The 15,922-nt window shown below is 53.3% G+C and carries 14 protein-coding genes and 1 tRNA gene; 8 read left to right on the forward strand and 7 right to left on the reverse strand.

Features of this window, described 5'->3' with window-relative positions:
• Nucleotides 1–65: 65 nt before the first annotated feature.
• Nucleotides 66–1,088 carry a hypothetical protein gene (locus B5F75_RS02570; RefSeq protein ID WP_087287468.1) on the forward strand — a complete coding sequence of 341 codons (1,023 nt, stop codon included), beginning with the start codon at nucleotides 66–68 and terminating at the stop codon, nucleotides 1,086–1,088.
• On the opposite strand, the gene B5F75_RS02575 is transcribed toward B5F75_RS02570, so the two are convergent.
• From B5F75_RS02575 to B5F75_RS02595, 5 genes are read right to left on the reverse strand one after another with little or no spacing between them, the layout of a single operon-like run.
• On the reverse strand, nucleotides 1,089–2,504 hold the full coding sequence (locus tag B5F75_RS02575) for a glycoside hydrolase family 3 N-terminal domain-containing protein (protein ID WP_087287471.1): 1,416 nt from the start codon (nucleotides 2,502–2,504) through the stop codon (nucleotides 1,089–1,091).
• A complete protein-coding gene (locus B5F75_RS02580; RefSeq protein WP_087287474.1) occupies nucleotides 2,501–3,589 on the reverse strand; it encodes an anhydro-N-acetylmuramic acid kinase in 1,089 nt (362 codons plus the stop codon). The genes B5F75_RS02575 and B5F75_RS02580 overlap by 4 nt, the downstream gene beginning before the upstream one ends.
• On the reverse strand, nucleotides 3,582–4,478 hold the full coding sequence (gene murQ / locus B5F75_RS02585; RefSeq protein WP_087287477.1) for an N-acetylmuramic acid 6-phosphate etherase: 897 nt from the start codon (nucleotides 4,476–4,478) through the stop codon (nucleotides 3,582–3,584). Before murQ ends, B5F75_RS02580 begins: the two co-directional genes overlap by 8 nt.
• A complete protein-coding gene (locus B5F75_RS02590) occupies nucleotides 4,475–5,818 on the reverse strand; it encodes an MFS transporter (protein WP_087287480.1) in 1,344 nt (447 codons plus the stop codon). Before B5F75_RS02590 ends, murQ begins: the two co-directional genes overlap by 4 nt.
• Complete coding sequence (locus B5F75_RS02595) at nucleotides 5,819–6,835, reverse strand: AI-2E family transporter (protein WP_087287483.1); 1,017 nt, start codon at nucleotides 6,833–6,835, stop codon at nucleotides 5,819–5,821.
• 123 nt (nucleotides 6,836–6,958) lie between these two features.
• Between B5F75_RS02595 and B5F75_RS02600 the strand changes: the two genes are divergently transcribed.
• The 4 genes from B5F75_RS02600 (at nucleotide 6,959) to B5F75_RS02615 (ending at nucleotide 10,963) form a co-directional block, all read left to right on the forward strand.
• Nucleotides 6,959–7,033, forward strand: a tRNA-Val gene (locus B5F75_RS02600).
• A 538-nt stretch (nucleotides 7,034–7,571) separates the two neighbouring features.
• Complete coding sequence (locus B5F75_RS02605) at nucleotides 7,572–8,258, forward strand: MarC family protein (RefSeq protein ID WP_087287486.1); 687 nt, start codon at nucleotides 7,572–7,574, stop codon at nucleotides 8,256–8,258.
• 72 nt (nucleotides 8,259–8,330) lie between these two features.
• A complete protein-coding gene (gene uvrB / locus B5F75_RS02610; RefSeq protein ID WP_087287489.1) occupies nucleotides 8,331–10,337 on the forward strand; it encodes an excinuclease ABC subunit UvrB in 2,007 nt (668 codons plus the stop codon).
• A 41-nt stretch (nucleotides 10,338–10,378) separates the two neighbouring features.
• The gene (locus B5F75_RS02615; RefSeq protein ID WP_087287492.1) at nucleotides 10,379–10,963 is read left to right on the forward strand and encodes a biotin--[acetyl-CoA-carboxylase] ligase; all 585 of its coding nucleotides are present in this window, start codon (nucleotides 10,379–10,381) and stop codon (nucleotides 10,961–10,963) included.
• A 66-nt stretch (nucleotides 10,964–11,029) separates the two neighbouring features.
• On the opposite strand, the gene B5F75_RS02620 is transcribed toward B5F75_RS02615, so the two are convergent.
• On the reverse strand, nucleotides 11,030–11,395 hold the full coding sequence (locus B5F75_RS02620) for a response regulator (protein WP_087287495.1): 366 nt from the start codon (nucleotides 11,393–11,395) through the stop codon (nucleotides 11,030–11,032).
• Between the two features lie 43 nt (nucleotides 11,396–11,438).
• Between B5F75_RS02620 and tilS the strand changes: the two genes are divergently transcribed.
• Complete coding sequence (gene tilS / locus B5F75_RS02625; protein ID WP_087287498.1) at nucleotides 11,439–12,182, forward strand: tRNA lysidine(34) synthetase TilS; 744 nt, start codon at nucleotides 11,439–11,441, stop codon at nucleotides 12,180–12,182.
• A gap of 15 nt (nucleotides 12,183–12,197) precedes the next feature.
• On the opposite strand, the gene B5F75_RS02630 is transcribed toward tilS, so the two are convergent.
• Entirely contained in the window at nucleotides 12,198–12,983 is a 786-nt protein-coding gene (locus B5F75_RS02630) for an alpha/beta fold hydrolase (RefSeq protein WP_087287501.1), read from the reverse strand.
• 64 nt (nucleotides 12,984–13,047) lie between these two features.
• Between B5F75_RS02630 and B5F75_RS02635 the strand changes: the two genes are divergently transcribed.
• Both B5F75_RS02635 and murD read left to right on the forward strand, forming a co-directional pair.
• Nucleotides 13,048–14,511 (forward strand): UDP-N-acetylmuramoyl-L-alanyl-D-glutamate--2,6-diaminopimelate ligase, encoded by a 1,464-nt coding sequence (locus tag B5F75_RS02635; protein ID WP_087287503.1) that lies wholly within the window; start codon nucleotides 13,048–13,050, stop codon nucleotides 14,509–14,511.
• Nucleotides 14,504–15,898: a UDP-N-acetylmuramoyl-L-alanine--D-glutamate ligase gene (gene murD / locus B5F75_RS02640; RefSeq protein ID WP_087287507.1), complete on the forward strand. Its 1,395-nt coding sequence runs from the start codon at nucleotides 14,504–14,506 to the stop codon at nucleotides 15,896–15,898. Before B5F75_RS02635 ends, murD begins: the two co-directional genes overlap by 8 nt.
• Nucleotides 15,899–15,922 lie beyond the last annotated feature (24 nt).

Here is a 15,922-nt window from a genome sequence, read left to right on the forward strand (position 1 = left end):
AGTCCTAGTGAAAAATAGGACAAAAGACCCTCGAAAAAAACGGATATATCTTTTACAATACCCATATGTACCGAAAAATTTTATTGTTTATTTTAAGCATTGCCTGCGGAAGCGGCGTGTCCGCCCAAACGTGGCAAAAAGCGCTGGAAGGCGCCCAAAAAGCGCTTTCCCGCCCCGGCGCGGCGACGGTTTCCTCCAGCCGGGCGGCCTTATTAAATGCACGCATGGGCATGACATTGCCGGCCAGCCAAGGGGTAGGCTTATGGGTAGACAGGCGTCTTTCTCCGCTCACGCCGGTTCTTTCCAACCGGCTGCGCGCGTGGGCCGTTTTAAGTAACCGCCTGATGCTCAAAGACCAACCCTTGCGGGAAAAGCAATTGCAATTTTTTGCCTCGCACGACCAAGTGCCGCAAGGAGTGCTGGCGGCATTCCCGGGAACGCCGCTGGATTTCCCGCACCGGTTGGGAGAAAAAACGCAATACGTGCTGTTTGGCGGCAAAGAGGGCGACTTGCAAATGGAAGCGCTTTTTAAAAAATTTGCGCTTCAATACCGCAAAGCTTTTGCAGATAAAAAAGTGATTATTCTATCCGGCACACTGCCCGACCGGGGCGTCAAATTTGCCTCTGAATTGTACGCCGACGAGAAGGACAGAGGGTTTATCCGCTCGTTCGTGCGGGAGGGTTTTTCGGTGGCGGGCATCGGCGATGCGGGCCCCAAGCCGGAAGGGTATTTGCAACAGGAAAAAACCAATTTGATTATTTCCGCCGCGGAAGTGCCCGCCGCGGAGGCCGCCCGCAGTCTGCATTTGTACCGCAGTTTAGCCAAATGGAAAGAAGCCTTTCCGCAAGCGGTATTTTTGATATACGTATCTCCCATGGCGGCCGCCTATGATTGGCGGTATTCGCTGGCCAACTCCCTGCCGAAAGAGGCGGTGTTCTCGGTTAGTTTGACGTCGGTGCGCAACACGAAGGAGTTCTTGTTCCACCGGTGGAATAATTTTGCGTATGCCAAGCCGGGCGTGCTGGTGTGGAACGATGACGTTTGGGCCCGCATGAGCGGGTTTGACGCGCAGATGATTGCCCCGTAGTTACAGTAAAACCGGCATTTTGCCTTGGGGGGTAAGCTTCCCGGCCAGTACGTCCGCCGCCGCCTGCTGAAAAGCGGGTGCGGGGCTGAAAGCAAACAGCTTGCCGCGGCAGGGGATGTTATCAACTGTCCACGGGTTGGCAAAGCTGATGGCAATGCTGTGCGGGTGGTTTTGCAGGGCTTGTTTGACCTGTTGGATTTCTTGTTCGTCCAGTCCTATTTTTCCCTTATACGCTTGGTAGCGCCGCCAGCAAAGAACGGCCAATTTCCCTTCCTGCCCGTTAAAAGCTTCCGTTTTAATATGGTGTTGCTGCAAGGCTTGCAAGAAAGGCTCTTGCGATAAGTGCTCGTCATTGCCGACGGACAGATAATACAGCGTTTCTCCCGCAGTCAACGTAAGCGGCGCGCCCAAAAGTGTGAGCGCTTTGTGTGCCGTGCGGGCCGAAAAATCCGTCGGCCCGAAGGCGGCCGCCTGCGTGGTGCAAGGCACTTCGTCTGCGCGGGCGCACAAAAAATTTTGCTGTTGCATTGCTTGCTCCAGCAGGGCTGGCGGCAGGGTTTGCTTGTTTAAAAAATCTAACAGTTCAAAGGGTTTCTCCGGCACCAGCAAAATATGCGCCCCCGCCAAAAAAGCTTTTAAGGCGGCTTTCTTTTCATCTCCCAGCGCTTTCATACCCAACGCGTCCGTACACACACATCCGGCAAAGCCCATTTGTTTTTTGAGCAAATCGGTCATCAGCGTATGGGAAACCGAAGCGGGATATTGCTCGTCTAACGTGGGCACCAATAAATGCCCCACCATGACGGCGTCTGCCTTGTTTAAAAGTTGCTGAAAAGGCACCAATTCGTGCGTCAGAATATGCTGTTTGGTAGAGAGCAACACGGGAAGCGCCAGGTGCGAATCCGTGGCCGTGTTCCCGTGCCCCGGGAAATGTTTTAAGCTGTTTAGCGCGCCGCCCTTGGCCAGTCCGTCCATAAACGCTCCCGCGAGGCGGGTTACTTTTTGCGGGTCTGCCCCGAAAGAACGAGTGTTTACGATAGGGTTTTGGGGATGGTCGGCCAGGTCTACCACCGGGGCGAACACCCAATCCACCCCAATGCTTTTGGCTTGGCGGGCGGTTAAAAACCCTTTTTCTTCGGCCAAGGCCGTATCGTCCGCCGCGCCGAGGGCCAGGTTGGAGGGCAGCAGCTCCGCATCCGGCAGCCAGCGGCCCAAACCGTCTTCGTAATCGGCGGAAATTAAAATGCGTTTATGCGGGGAAGCGGCGCGAAGCGCTTGCGTCAAAGCGGCCACTTCCGCACGGGTTCCGCCATAGAGGCAAAACCCGCCTACGCCCATGCGCGCCAGCTGCAGGGCTTCTTCCTGCGGGGTCTTTCCAAACCAAAAACCGGGGTGTACCAAACGGTTGATATTCATAACGTAATTTTCCCTAACACAGCATCTTTCCGTGCGCCGGTGGCGCGGGAGCAATGATTAATTTGCCCGTGCAGTGCCCGCCAGGCAAACAAGGCAAACGCCGCACTTTCTTTGGCCTGCGGGTCGATGCCGTAGGATAAAGTCGTGGTAATTTTTAGCGCGGGCAACAGGCGGCGCAAAAAGGCAAGGAGCGTGTGATTGTAGCACCCCCCGCCGGATACCACCAGTTCCCGGCGGCAGGCCGCGGGCACAAATTGCTGAACGGCCTGAGCCACGGCCGCCGCGGTAAACCACGTGAGCGTGGCCAGCAAATCGGCGGTACTTTTAAAATCGGCACGGGGGAAATATCGGTCAAGATATTTTTCCCCAAAGGTATTTTTGTCTAAACTCTTGGGAGGCTTTTGCAAAAAGTATTTTTGGCGCAGCAGTATTTGTACGCGTTTTACATCCGGCGTGCCGCGTGCGGCCGTGCGGCCGTTTTTATCAAACGGCTGCTTGAGCAGGCGCTGAGCGGCCAAATCCAGTAACGTATTGCCGGGCCCCACGTCAAACCCGAAGGTTTTTATGTTTTTGCCGACGACGGAAAAATTGGAAATGCCGCCTACGTTAAGCAAAATTTTGGGGGTGCCGCGCCCCCACACATAGGCGTCAAAAAAAGGAATTAAAGGTGCCCCCTGCCCGCCAAGCGCCATGTCCATCGGCCGAAAGTCCGACACGACCGGCCGCCCCGTTTGCACGGCGATAAAAGAAGGCTCGCCGATTTGCAGGGTGTTGGGCACGGCGTCATAAGGGCCGTGATAGATCGTCTGCCCGTGCGAGCCGGTTACTTCCAAATCGGCGGCGGACAAGTGAAACTCTTTTAAAAATTTTTGAACGGTTTTGGCGTATAATTTGCCCAGTTCAAAATGCAGGGCGGACAGCTCCGCCGCCGGCAACGCGTATGCCGTTAATAATTTTTGCTGAAGACGGGAGGGATACGGGTAATTTTTAAAATGCAGAATACGCAGCGGCCGCAGCTGTACGGCGCTGACGGTCAGCCCGTCTGCGCTGGTGCCGCTCATCAGTCCTAACGCAAATTTAGCCATCAATCACCTTGGTTAAAAAACCGTTTTGCTTTTTTAATAATTTTTCGGCTTCTTTTTTAGACGCTTTTTTGCGGTGCATGACTACCGCGGTTTTAACGTTTTTCCCCGCCGCCTGCAGCAGCTTGGCGGCGGTTTTTTCGTCCGTTCCCGCCACGGTGCAAATTAACCGAATGGCGCGGGCGACCAATTTTTCATTGGTGGGCTGAACGTCTATCATCAGGTTGCCGTAGGTTTTGCCGCACAGCGTCATGGCGCCGGTGGTAATGGCGTTTAAGGCCATTTTGGTGGCGGTGCCCGCTTTCATGCGGGTAGACCCGCACAAGGCTTCCGGCCCGGTCGGCAGAGCAATATGCACCTGCGCGTGCGGGCAGAGGGCCTGCGGATTGCAGGAAATAAGAGCCGTGCCTGCGCCTATTTTTTGGGCTTCTTTCAGCGCGCCCAGCACATAGGGCGTGCGGCCGCTGGCGGTCAGGCCGATTACCAAATCGTCTTTTTTGGCGGCGCGGGCGATTTCTTTCGCGCCTTGCCGGGCGTCGTCCTCGGCTCCTTCCTGCGAACGGAAGACGGCCTTTTTCCCGCCGGCAATTAACCCGATAATTTGCGAGGGTTTGGTGCCAAACGTGGGCACGCATTCCACCGCTTCCAAAATGCCCAGCCGCCCGCTGGTGCCGGCACCGATAAAAATAATTTTTTTATGCCGCGCGTAGGCGTGCGCCGCCATGACCATAACGGCCGCAATCTCTTTGTTGGCGGCTTGCACGGCGCGTGCGGCGTTGAAATCTTCGCGGTTTATTTTGCGGGCGATTTGGCGCGGGGTGGATTTATCCAAATCCATCGTATTCGGGTTTCGGGTTTCCGTGGCAATCATATTTAAATTGACCGGTTTCATTGGGCATCCTCCAGCGAGTGTTTGTGAGTGCGGAAAGAAGCTTCCGTTTCTTCAATGGATTTAATTTTAAAAGAAAGCGGCACCACCGCTACCGTTACTAAACTGACGAGGCTGGCCAGCCAAAAGAAACCCGTGTATCCCAGCCGCGCCTGCAGCCAGCCCGAAGCCATGGAAGGAAGCATCATCCCCAAGGCCATAATGCCTGTGGAAATGGCATAATGGGAGGTTTTGTAAGCGCCTTGGGAAATATACATAATAAACACGGTAAATGCCATTAACGCAAGGCCGTTGCCTAAATGCTCCAGCGTAATCAGCACCGTAATCAGCCCGGTGGAGGGGTGCGCCCATGCCATATAAGCGTAGAAAAAATTGGGCAAAATTAAAATCACCGCAAACGGCCAAATACATTTTTTAAATCCGTATTTTCCCAACAGCCAGCCGCCTGCCAAATTGCCTACGACCACCGCCCCCAGCCCCAGCGTGCCTTTAATCAGCCCGTAGGTTTGCACGCTTAATCCCAAGGCGCCTTCGGCCTGCGGTTTGAGTAAAAAAAGCGGAACAATTTTTTCTAAAAACGCGTCCCCCAAGCGGTAGAGCAAAATAAACGCCAAAATATACAGGATGTTCTTTTGCGTGAAATACGTTTTGAATGAATCTCCCCACGCGTTGCCGCGCGCCGCGTGCACGGGCCGGTCTTCCGCCGGCTTGGGCAAAATAAACCGGTGCCACCCGGCCGCCGCCGCAAATAAAGCGGCCAAAAACAAAAACAACAGCGCCCAGTTAAACGGCCAAGGAACAAGCGGTTGTTGCCCGGCGGCCCCCGCCTGAGAAAGGGCCCCCACGCCCGCTACCAATAGGCCGCTGCCCAAAATCATGGCCAGACGGTAAAAAATGGTGCGGATGCCTACAAACTGAGATTGCTGCACCGGCGTCAAAGCAAGCAGGTAGTAGCCGTCGGTCGCGATGTCTAGCGTGGCGGAGGCAAAAGCACCCGCCAGCAGCCCAAAGAGTGAAAGATAAAAGAAAGTTAAACTGCCCTGGTGCGCCGCAAAAGAAAATGCTTCCCACGCCGTAAGGGCGGCCAAAAGCAAAAATACGCCCGCCAGCGCGGTTTGGGCGCCCAGCAGCCAGCGGCGCTTGGTGGAGCGGGCGTCTATCCACGGGCTCCAGAACATTTTTAAAATCCACGGCAGATACAGCCACCCCGTCCAAAAGGCGATTTTTTCGTTGGAAAAGCCCAGGTCGGCATACAGCACGGTGGAAACCGTGTTGATAATAATGTACGGAAACCCTTCCGCCAGATACAGCGAAGGGATGTAATACCAAGGATTTTTTGTCATTTATTTAAACGCGTATTTCCCGCCCAGCAAATCCGCCAGCGGTTTGGTAGTTTCATTGCGCTCCAGCGCAATTTTGATAATAGCCGTCATCGGCACGGCCAGCAGGGCGCCCATAATGCCCCACACCAGCGCCCAGAAAATTAAGCAGGCGATGACGACGATGGGGTCTAAATCCATTCCTTTTCCCAGCCATTTTGTTTCCAAAATGTTTCCGATGATGAAGTGAATGGTCGTCAGTAAAATAAGGGCCAGCAAAATATGCCAGTCAAACCCGTATTGCAGGAACAATACTGGCATGGGCAGCAAGGTGGAAATAAACGGCCCGATGTTGGGAATAAAATTGAGCACAAACGTCAGTACCGCCAGCATGGAGGCCAGTTCCGTTTTAATGGAGGCCAGCACCACCCAAGTAAATCCGGCGGCCAACAGCGAAACAAAAATTTTAATCAGCAGGTAAAAGGAGATTTGCTTTTGGATGTTGCCCACGAGGGAGGGTTTATCCGCCGAGGCTTTGCCCATAAAAATGAAGATGACAAACAGCGTAATGAGCATCAGGTTGGTTAAAATAGAAACCAGTGTGCTGCCCACGCTTTTAAGCATATTAAATACAGGCAGTTTGGAGACGGTATCGGCCACGAATTGGGAATTGATGTTCACCCCGAATTTTTGGGAGTTCATCAGCAGCCAATCCAGCGTGTCGTTTAGCCGCTCGCTGTAAATATCGGCTCCAGCCACAAAGCTTTCAATGGAGCCGGAAATAAACAATACCGACAAAACGACAAAGGCCAAAAACGCCACAAAACTCAGCACCAGCCCCAAGCCGTAAGGAACTTTCCATTTTTGTTTGAGCCATCCGGCCAAGGTGCCGGCAACCATGGAAATAAACAGGGCAATCACGAAGGGCATCAGCATGGTTTTGGTGTATACCAACACGCCGGTGGCCGCGGTGGCGGCTAAAATCATTAAGCAAACGGTGTTGATGGGGGCTAATTTTTCTAATGACGTTTTTGTAAACATAATACCTCTCTTGTATTTAGTATAGCATAGGTTTGGGCGGGGCGTGCGCGGTGTTTTGGAAGAGAAGAAAAGAAAAGCTTTTCAAAAAGAGATGGAAATTGATATAATAAATATACAGTTTTCGGGCAGTTGGCGCAGCGGTAGCGCGTCCGCCTCACACGCGGAAGGTCACAGGTTCAAATCCTGTACTGCCCACCATTTAAACCCCGCTCTTGGCGGGGTTTTTATTTAGGCAGAAAGCGCGCAAACTGCTTTGCGCGCGGCAGGATTTGAAAGCCGCAGCGATGTGCGAGTTTGCCAGTAGGCAAGGCGAGCACCGCGAGGCGGGCCTGCGAGCCCCGAGCGTCAGGGAGGGGACTTGTAGGCAAAGTCTGTACGGCTCCCCATTTAAACCCCGCTCTTGGCGGGGTTTTTATTTAGGCAGAAAGCGCGCAAACTGCTTTGCGCGCGGCAGGATTTGAAAGCCGCAGCGATGTGCGAGTTTGCCGGTAGGCAAGGCGAGCACCGCGAGGCGGGCCTGCGAGCCCCGAGCGTCAGGGAGGGGACTTGTAGGTAAAGTCTGTACGGCTCCCCATTTAAACCCCGCTCTTGGCGGGGTTTTTTATTTAGGCAGAAAGCGCGCAAAGGGATTAGCCCCAGCTTATTGGGGAACGGGTTATTTTTTTATATACTATTTATAGATATTAAACTGTCTGCTTTCAGCAGGCACTTTTTCTTTTAAGGAGATTTTTAAACTATGGATTGGGGTCTGTTGGTAAACTCTTTTATCGGTATGCTGTCCATTTTAAACCCGATCGGCAACGTGCCGATATTTCTGGAACATGTGGAAAACGAACCGCCCAAAGTGCAGCGCGCCGTGGCGCTGATGATGGCGCTGGCCATTTTCCTGTTGCTGACGGCCTTTTTCGTGTTTGGAAACCGCATTTTAACGCTGTTTGGCATTACCATTCCGGCGTTCCGGCTGGCGGGGTCTATTATTATTTTAATTGTCGGCCTGCGCATGTTGCAGGGGAAAAGCAAATTTGAAAGCCACGGCATTGAAACTGCCGCCGCGCAAGGCAACACGTTTGACCAGGCCCGCAACCGCCTGAGCCATATTTTGGTGCCGGTGGCCATGCCGCTTTTTATCGGGCCCGGTTCCATTACCACGGCCATTTTGTACGCGGAAAAAACGACCACTTTTTCCATGGCGATGATGATGATCGGCGTCTTGTTTTTAAGCTCCGCCATCGTGGGCGTGTGTTTGGTGGGGTCGCGCTATATTTTTAATAAAATCGGCCCGAACGGAACGCAGATTGTCATCCGTTTTATGGGTATGATTTTGTGCGCCATTGCCATGCAGTTTATGATTGACGGCGTAGCGCAGCTGCTGCCGGGGGTGTTGGATTCCACCTTTACCCACGCGGCGGGCGCCGAAAAATAAATTTTTTGTTGCTGTCGGGCGGCTGTAAAAAGCCGCCCTTTTTTACGGGTGTAAGATAAGTAGAATAAGGCTATGGATCATTTTAAACTTGTTTCTCCGTTTAAACCCGCGGGCGACCAGCCCAAAGCCATTGAAGCGCTTACCCAAGGCGTGCTGGCCGGCGTGCCGCGCCAGACGTTGCTGGGGGTGACGGGCTCGGGGAAAACGTTTACCATGGCCAACGTCATTGAACGGCTCAACCGGCCCACGCTTATTTTGTCGCCCAATAAAGTATTGGCGGCACAGCTGTATGCCGAGTTTAAACAATTTTTCCCGGAAAACGCCGTAGAGTATTTTATTTCTTACTACGATTATTACCAGCCCGAAGCCTACATTCCGCAAACCGATACGTATATCGAAAAAGATTCCGCCGTCAACGAACACATTGACAAACTGCGTTTAAAGGCCACCACCTCGCTGCTGACGCGGCGGGACGTGATTGTGGTGGCGTCCGTTTCGTGCATTTACAACATCGGCTCGCCGGACAGCTTCCGCGAAATGCGCATTTACGTCAAAAAAGGCGCCGAGATGACGCGTTCTTCCCTTTCGGGGCAGTTAATCAAAATCCAGTACCGCCGCGATGAAATGGAATTTGCTTCCGGCAATTTCCGCATGCGCGGCCCGTATACCGATATTATGACGCCCTACAGCCAAAACGCCATCCGCGTAGAAATTGCCGGCAAGACGATTGCGCATATTTATGAAATCCACCCCATTACGGGCAACGTACTGGCGGAATTGGACGAAGCGTGGATTTACCCCGCCAAACATTTCGTGGCGACAGACGAGGACACGCAAAACGCCATTGAGCAAATCCGGCGCGACCTGGACATCCGCCACGCGGAACTTTTAAAAATGGGCAAAGAACTGGAAGCCTACCGCTTAAAACAGCGCACCGAGTATGACCTGGAAATGCTGCAGCAGGCCGGTTTTTGCCCCGGGATTGAAAACTATTCCCGCTATATGGACGGCCGCAAACCCGGCGAGCGGCCGGCGTGTTTGCTGGATTATTTTAAAAGATACGACGATTTTTTGATGATGGTGGACGAATCCCACGTAGCTTTGCCGCAGGTGCGCGGTATGTTTAACGGCGACCGCGCCCGCAAACAGATGTTGGTGGATTTCGGTTTCCGTCTGCCGTCGGCCCTGGACAACCGCCCGCTTAAATTTGACGAATTTGAAAAACTCATGCCGGCCACGGTGTTCGTCTCCGCCACGCCCGGCCCGTATGAACTGACCGTAAGCGGCAACCATATTGTGGAGCAGGTCATTCGCCCCACAGGGCTGGTAGACCCGAAAGTCTACATTCACCCCACCGCCGGACAGATTGACCATTTGGTGGGAAAAATCACCGAGCACAAAAAACGCGGCGAACGCACGCTGGTGCTGGCGCTGACCAAAAAAACGGCGGAAGATTTAAGCGCGTTTTTTACGGAAAAGAATATCAAAACGCGCTATTTGCATTCGGATATTGAAGCGTTAGACCGGGTGGAAATTTTAAAAGAGTTCCGCCAAGGAAAATTTGACGTGCTGGTAGGCATTAACCTGCTGCGCGAAGGCATTGATATCCCGCAAGTGGGGCTGGTAGCCATTTTGGGAGCGGACAACGAAGGCTTCCTGCGCAATACCACCACGCTGATTCAAATTTCCGGCCGCGCCGCCCGCAATGCAGACGGCGAAGTAATTTTGTACGCCGACCGGCAGACCGATTCCATAAAATACGCCTTAAACGAAATGAACCGCCGCCGCCAATTGCAGGAAGCTTATAACAAAGAGCATCACATTACGCCCAAGACCATTCAAAAAATGGAAGTGGACTTGAAAGAACTGCAGCAGCAAACCAAAACGAGCGCCTTTGGCATTTTAAGCCAAACGTTGCCGGAGCCGACGCTCAAAAATATCCAGTCCGTGGAAAAAGATTTGGAACAGCAAATGCTCCAAGCGGCGGACGCGCTGAACTTTGAACTGGCGGCCGAATTGCGCGACCGCTTGTTTGAGTTGCGCCAAATGCGCGTAAAAGGCGGCGGGAAAAAGAAGTAATTCGGCCGGGTGCAGGCAAGATAAATTGGTAAAATATAACTATGGAAGAAACAAAAGTTCCCCTTAAAAAAGTTGAAAAAGTAATCGGTTTGGAAACCGTGCCCAGCACGCAGGACTTGGCCTTGGAGTTGGCCCGCAGCGGCGAGGCGGAAGGCACGTTGGTACTGGCTTGTGAACAGACGGCGGCCCGCCGGCTGGACGGCAGCCGGTTTCACGCGCCGGAAGGCGGCATTTATTTTACGCTTATCTTGCGCCCCCAGCGCGCCGATTTGTGCGCCTTGTCTTTAAGCCGGCAAACGGCGCAGGCTTTGGCCGATGCGCTGGCCGCCGTTTTTGACCTTAAAACCAAAGTGAAAGACGGCCACAGCATTTTGGCGTGGGACAAGAAAAACCGCAAATGGAAAAAAACGGCCGGCGTTTTGGCGGAAACTTTTTTTGAAGAAAACGGACGCTTTGCCCTGGTGGGCGTGGGCGTAAATGTGAACAACCGTGTTCCGGCCGGCAAAGAGCCGCACCTGAGTTTAAAACAATGCGCAGGGACGGAGATCAGCAAGGAACTGCTTTTGGACGAACTTTTAACGGCCTTTTGGAAGCAATACGCCTATTGGCTTAAATCGGCGTGTTAACGCGCAGATTTTCAAATAAAAAAACGCCCGTTTCATTGCGGGCGTTTTTTACGGACGGAAAGTGTTTTAGTCTCCCAACGCTTGTTTGGCCTTGGCGACAAAATCCGTTAAGACAAAAGGCTTGGAGCAAAACGCCTTTACCTGCGGGTGGGTGGAGAACAGCTTTTCCGATTCCACTAAGGCCGAGGTAATAATGACGGGAATGGAAGAAAGCGTTTCGTCTTCGGACATGATTTTCACGATGCTGGCCCCGTCCAACCCCGGCAGCATCACGTCCAGAATGACCAAATGAGGGTGCACTTTTTTGATGGTGGCGATGGCATCGCGCCCCGTTTGGCAGGAGAATACTTCGTATCCTTCTCGGGTCAGAACCAGCGTCAGCAAATCAATAATGCTGGCTTCATCTTCTACAATTAAAATTCTCTTTTTCATAAGCGTTTTCAATCCCTTTATTTAATTTATTATACTTTTTTATATGACAAAAAAAAGCTTTAACGCTTCCGTTCTGCCCCGCATGCGGGCGTTTGCCGGCCGCTTGATCGGCCGGGGGGACGCCGTGCTGGTGGGGCTTAGCGGAGGGGCCGACTCGGTGTGTTTGCTGCATTTTTTGCGCTATTTGGCGGGTGAAAAACACTTTGCGCTGGCGGCGGCGCACGTCAACCACGGGCTGCGCGGCAAAGATGCCGAAGCCGACCAGCGTTTCTGCCGGCAATTATGCAAAGAGTTGGAAATTGAGTTTTTAACCCTTAAAACCGATGCCAAAAAATATGCGGATAAATTTCATTTAAGCCCGGAGCACGGCGCGCGCAAAGCACGTTATGAAGCGTTTGTAAAATTGGCCCGCAAATGGGGCGCTAACAAGCTGGCGCTGGGGCACCAGCTTGACGACCAGGCCGAAACGGTTTTATTAAATTTACTGCGCGGCACCAAAGCCAAAGGCTTAGGCGGCATTCCGGTGCGCCGTCCGCTGGCAAAAGGCATTGAAATCGTGCGCCCGCTGTTATGCATTACCCGGGCCGAAACGGAAAGCTATTTGCAAAATAACGGGCTGTCCCACATTACCGATCAAACCAATTTTGAAGACGTCTACACCCGCAATTGGATTCGCTCCACCCTGCTTCCTCTCTTAGAAACCAAACAACCGCAAATTAAAAGCCACCTGTCCCTGCTGGCGCAGGACATTACCCGGTTGCTGGAAGAAACTTCTTGCCGCAATTAAATCTATTCTAACGCATTACGCCTGCTGCAAAAAGCGGCAAAGTTCCCGTTGGGCGTATTTTTCGGCAAACGGGGAATGGCTGCAGCGCTCCCACAAAATAGTCTGCGGCCGAATACCGCACGCTGTAAGCGGTTCCAACACCCCCGCGGCGGGGTGTGGGTCTTGCAAACCGTGCAGTACGCTGACGGGGCACTCCAAGCCGCGGGCGGCCTGCAATAACACTCCTTCCGTGCGCAGGCGGGCGGCTTGCGGCCAGACGGCTTGATATTGGCGGGCGTCCACCTCCAAGGCGGAATCGTCATAAGGGGCGGGAAAGGCAAAATCGGTTTTTTGGCTCAGTTCTTCCAGCGTGCGCAACGCTTGCGGGGAAGCGGCATTGTTTTTCTCCAGTTGCCGCAGCGCTTCTTGAAAGGCTTTTGCCTCTGGTGGGGTTAATAGGGAAAGTCTCCTTTCTAAAATCTGCGGAACAAATTCATCCGTAAGCGGCGGGCAGGAAATCAACACCAAATGGCGGACGTTTTGCGGATGTATCGCCGCGTACAATAGCCCCAGCCACGCCCCCCACGAGTGCCCCGCCAGCGCAACGGGCGGCGTAAGCGTTTGAATTTGCGCGTGCAGTTCCTGCAGCAGTTCTGCTACGGAAAATGCCGTTTGCAGCAGTTCCGCCGCGGCGCGCTTTTGGCCTACTTGCGCGGCCAGCCCCGCCAAACTGCCCCGCGCCCCCGGCCCACCGTGCAGCAAGGCCAAGGTATAGGGGGCTTTGCCATATAGACGGATGGAGGCGGAAAGAGGGGCGGACATAGAGAAAACTCCTAAAAGCTATTTTTTCGTTTCCTACATTCTATCAATTTGATACCATATTGCTATGTCTTCCAGCATCGTTTTACAAAAAGCGGCCGAAAACGGCCTTACCGTAACCGGGCTGACGTTCCGCTCGCAGGACGTGCGCCCCGGATTTGTATTTTTTGCCTTAAAAGGCGCCAATGCAGACGGCAACTTGTTTATAGACGACGCCCTGGCCCGCGGAGCGGGGATGGTGGTGTCTATGTTCGCGCCTGCCAAGCCTTGCCCGGCGCTTTATTATCAGTCGGCCGATATTGACCGCGACATGGCTGACGCCGCATACGAATTTTACGGGCGCCCTTCCGACGCCATGCACATGACGGGCATTACCGGCACCAAAGGCAAAACGTCCATTGCGTATTTGCTGGAATCTATTTTAACAGCCGCCGGGCATAAAGTAGGCGCGTTGGGGACGGTAAACTACCGCATGGCCGGGCAAGTCCTCTCCAAGGCGCCCAACACTACGCCCGCGGCGCTGGTACTGTTTGAGTTACTTGCCCGCATGAAAAACGGCGGCTGCGACAGTGTGGTGATGGAAGTGTCTTCGCACGCGCTGGAATTGCAGCGGGTGCGCCATATTTGGTACGACACGGCCGTGTTTACCAATTTGCAGCGGGATCATTTGGATTTTCACCACACCTTTGAAAATTATTTTAAGGCCAAGCAAAAATTATTTGAAAACTTGGCCGATCCGCACAATTTCAAACCCAACCGCGTGGCCGTGATTAATGCAGACGATCCGTACGGCAAGCGTTTGCTGGAGCTTTTGCAGGGCCGTGTAAAGACGGTAACGTTTGGGTTGGAAAGCGAAGCCGATTTTAAGGCGCAGGACATTCAAGAAACCTTGGAAGGCACTTCGTTTTCTATAAACGGCACGCCCATGCACATCCGCCTTTTGGGCCGGCACAATGTGTACAACGCCCTGGCCGCGTGTGCCGCGGCGTGGGTGCACGGCGCCGACGAAGCGGCCATTGTGCGCGGATTGGCCGCCTTGCCGGGCGTACCGGGGCGGATGGAACGCATAGACGAAGGACAGCCGTTTTCCGTCTTTGTGGATTTTGCCTATACCGACGAATCGCTTCGCCGGGCGTTTGATACGGTGGAGCCTTTTAAAAAAGGGCGCGTATTGGTGGTTTTCGGCTGCGGCGGCCAGCGCGACCGCACCAAACGGCCGCTGATGGGAAATACGGCCTGTTCGCGCGCGGATCGGGTGTTTTTAACCAACGACAACCCGCGCTGTGAAGATCCGCAGCAAATTTTTAACGATATTTTAGCCGGGATGAAAGATTTTTCCAATTATCAAATCATCCCCGACCGGGCGCAGGCGATTGAAAGCGCTTTAAAAGAAGCCCAACCGGGCGATATTGTCATCATCGCCGGGAAAGGGCACGAAGATTATCAGCTGGTCGGTACGCAAAAAAGACATTTTTCCGATCAGGAAACCGTCCGGACGTGGTTGCAAAAAGAGAAGAAAAAATATGTTTAGAAAAGACAAATTAAAAGGACAAAAAGCCTGCGTGCTCGGCTGGGGCAAAAGCGGGCGTGCCGCGGCGGCTTTGCTGGCGGCAAACGGATTTGAAGTATTAATCAGCGAGGAAGCGGCCATTTCCCACGCCGCTCAGGCCGTGCTTCCGCCCGGCGTAACGCTGGAGACGGGCGGCCATTCCGACCGAATTTTTGAATGCGGATTTTGGATTAAAAGCCCGGGCATTTTCCCGCGCCATCCGGTGTTGGTGGAAGCCAAGAAGCGGGGAATCCCCGTGTTTAGCGAATTGGAAACCGCTATTGCGTTTATGCCCAAAGGCATCCGCCTTTTTGCCGTAACCGGCACCAACGGCAAAACCACCACCACGGCGCTGTTGGGTGAAATTTTGAAGGAAAATGCCGCCCGCGAAAACAAAGGCCGCGGCGTGCATATTTGCGGCAACATCGGCAGTCCCGTTTCGGCTTGTGCGCCCCGGGTAAAAAAAGGGGATGACGTGGTGATTGAAGTGTCCAGCTATCAGCTGGAAGACAGCACCTATTTCCGACCTCATTATGCGTGCCTTTTGAATGTGACGCCCGACCATCTGGATCATCACGGCGGGATGAAAGGCTACATCAAGGCCAAAGCCAAAATTTTTAAAAACCAGCGCGCCAATGATGTGCTGGTGGTAAACGGGGCCGACGCCGTGTGCGCCCAACTGGTGGAAAAAGCCAAAAGCGAAGTGCTGGCTTTTTCTACCCAGCCCAAACATTTGCTGAAAACGGATGTATTTTTTGACGGAGACGAACTGATTTTCAGCGAAGGGCACCAGCTGCGCCCGCCGCACCTGAAAGGAATTCATAACATTGAAAACGCCATGGCCGCCGCTTTAATGGCGTTTGCCGCCGGCGTGCCCGCCGATACCGTGCGGGCCGTGTTTGACCGGTTTGAAGCGATGGAGCACCGCATTGAACAGTTTGCCTATCACCGCGGCGTGGTGTACGTAAACGATTCCAAAGCTACGAATTTGGACTCCACCATTACCGCACTGAAAAGTTTTGATAAAAACCGCAACTTGTGGCTGATTTTGGGCGGGCGGGACAAAGGCGCTTCTTACGAAGTGCTGATTCCGTATCTCAAAGACTATTGCAAACAGGTGCTGACGATTGGCGAAGCGATGGATAAAATTGAGCGGGAACTGCACGGCGCCGTACCGCTGACGCGCTGCGAAACGCTGGACAAAGCCGTTCAAACCGCCATGCGCGGCGCAACGCGGGGGGACATTGTGCTGTTGTCGCCGGCGTGTTCCAGCTTTGACCAATTTAAAGATTTTGAACACCGCGGCAAAATCTTTAAGCAACTGGTCAACGCCTATATTTTTAAAGAGCGGACGGACGGGAAAAAATAAACCGCGCTTGCTTTAAAAAACCCC

Origin of the sequence: Elusimicrobium sp. An273 (assembly GCF_002159705.1) — a bacterium.
GTDB lineage: Bacteria > Elusimicrobiota > Elusimicrobia > Elusimicrobiales > Elusimicrobiaceae > Avelusimicrobium > Avelusimicrobium gallicola.

Excerpts from the sequence above, each read along its gene's own strand:
- B5F75_RS02630 (WP_087287501.1), bottom strand. The coding sequence starts at position 12,983 with ATGTCCGCCCCTCTTTCCGCCTCCATCCGTCTATATGGCAAAGCCCCC.
- murQ (WP_087287477.1), bottom strand. The coding sequence starts at position 4,478 with ATGAAACCGGTCAATTTAAATATGATTGCCACGGAAACCCGAAACCCG.
- murD (WP_087287507.1), top strand. The coding sequence starts at position 14,504 with ATGTTTAGAAAAGACAAATTAAAAGGACAAAAAGCCTGCGTGCTCGGC.
- B5F75_RS02590 (WP_087287480.1), bottom strand. The coding sequence starts at position 5,818 with ATGACAAAAAATCCTTGGTATTACATCCCTTCGCTGTATCTGGCGGAA.
- B5F75_RS02620 (WP_087287495.1), bottom strand. The coding sequence starts at position 11,395 with ATGAAAAAGAGAATTTTAATTGTAGAAGATGAAGCCAGCATTATTGAT.
- uvrB (WP_087287489.1), top strand. The coding sequence starts at position 8,331 with ATGGATCATTTTAAACTTGTTTCTCCGTTTAAACCCGCGGGCGACCAG.
- B5F75_RS02635 (WP_087287503.1), top strand. The coding sequence starts at position 13,048 with ATGTCTTCCAGCATCGTTTTACAAAAAGCGGCCGAAAACGGCCTTACC.
- B5F75_RS02605 (WP_087287486.1), top strand. The coding sequence starts at position 7,572 with ATGGATTGGGGTCTGTTGGTAAACTCTTTTATCGGTATGCTGTCCATT.
- B5F75_RS02570 (WP_087287468.1), top strand. The coding sequence starts at position 66 with ATGTACCGAAAAATTTTATTGTTTATTTTAAGCATTGCCTGCGGAAGC.
- B5F75_RS02615 (WP_087287492.1), top strand. The coding sequence starts at position 10,379 with ATGGAAGAAACAAAAGTTCCCCTTAAAAAAGTTGAAAAAGTAATCGGT.
- B5F75_RS02575 (WP_087287471.1), bottom strand. The coding sequence starts at position 2,504 with ATGAATATCAACCGTTTGGTACACCCCGGTTTTTGGTTTGGAAAGACC.
- B5F75_RS02580 (WP_087287474.1), bottom strand. The coding sequence starts at position 3,589 with ATGGCTAAATTTGCGTTAGGACTGATGAGCGGCACCAGCGCAGACGGG.
- tilS (WP_087287498.1), top strand. The coding sequence starts at position 11,439 with ATGACAAAAAAAAGCTTTAACGCTTCCGTTCTGCCCCGCATGCGGGCG.
- B5F75_RS02595 (WP_087287483.1), bottom strand. The coding sequence starts at position 6,835 with ATGTTTACAAAAACGTCATTAGAAAAATTAGCCCCCATCAACACCGTT.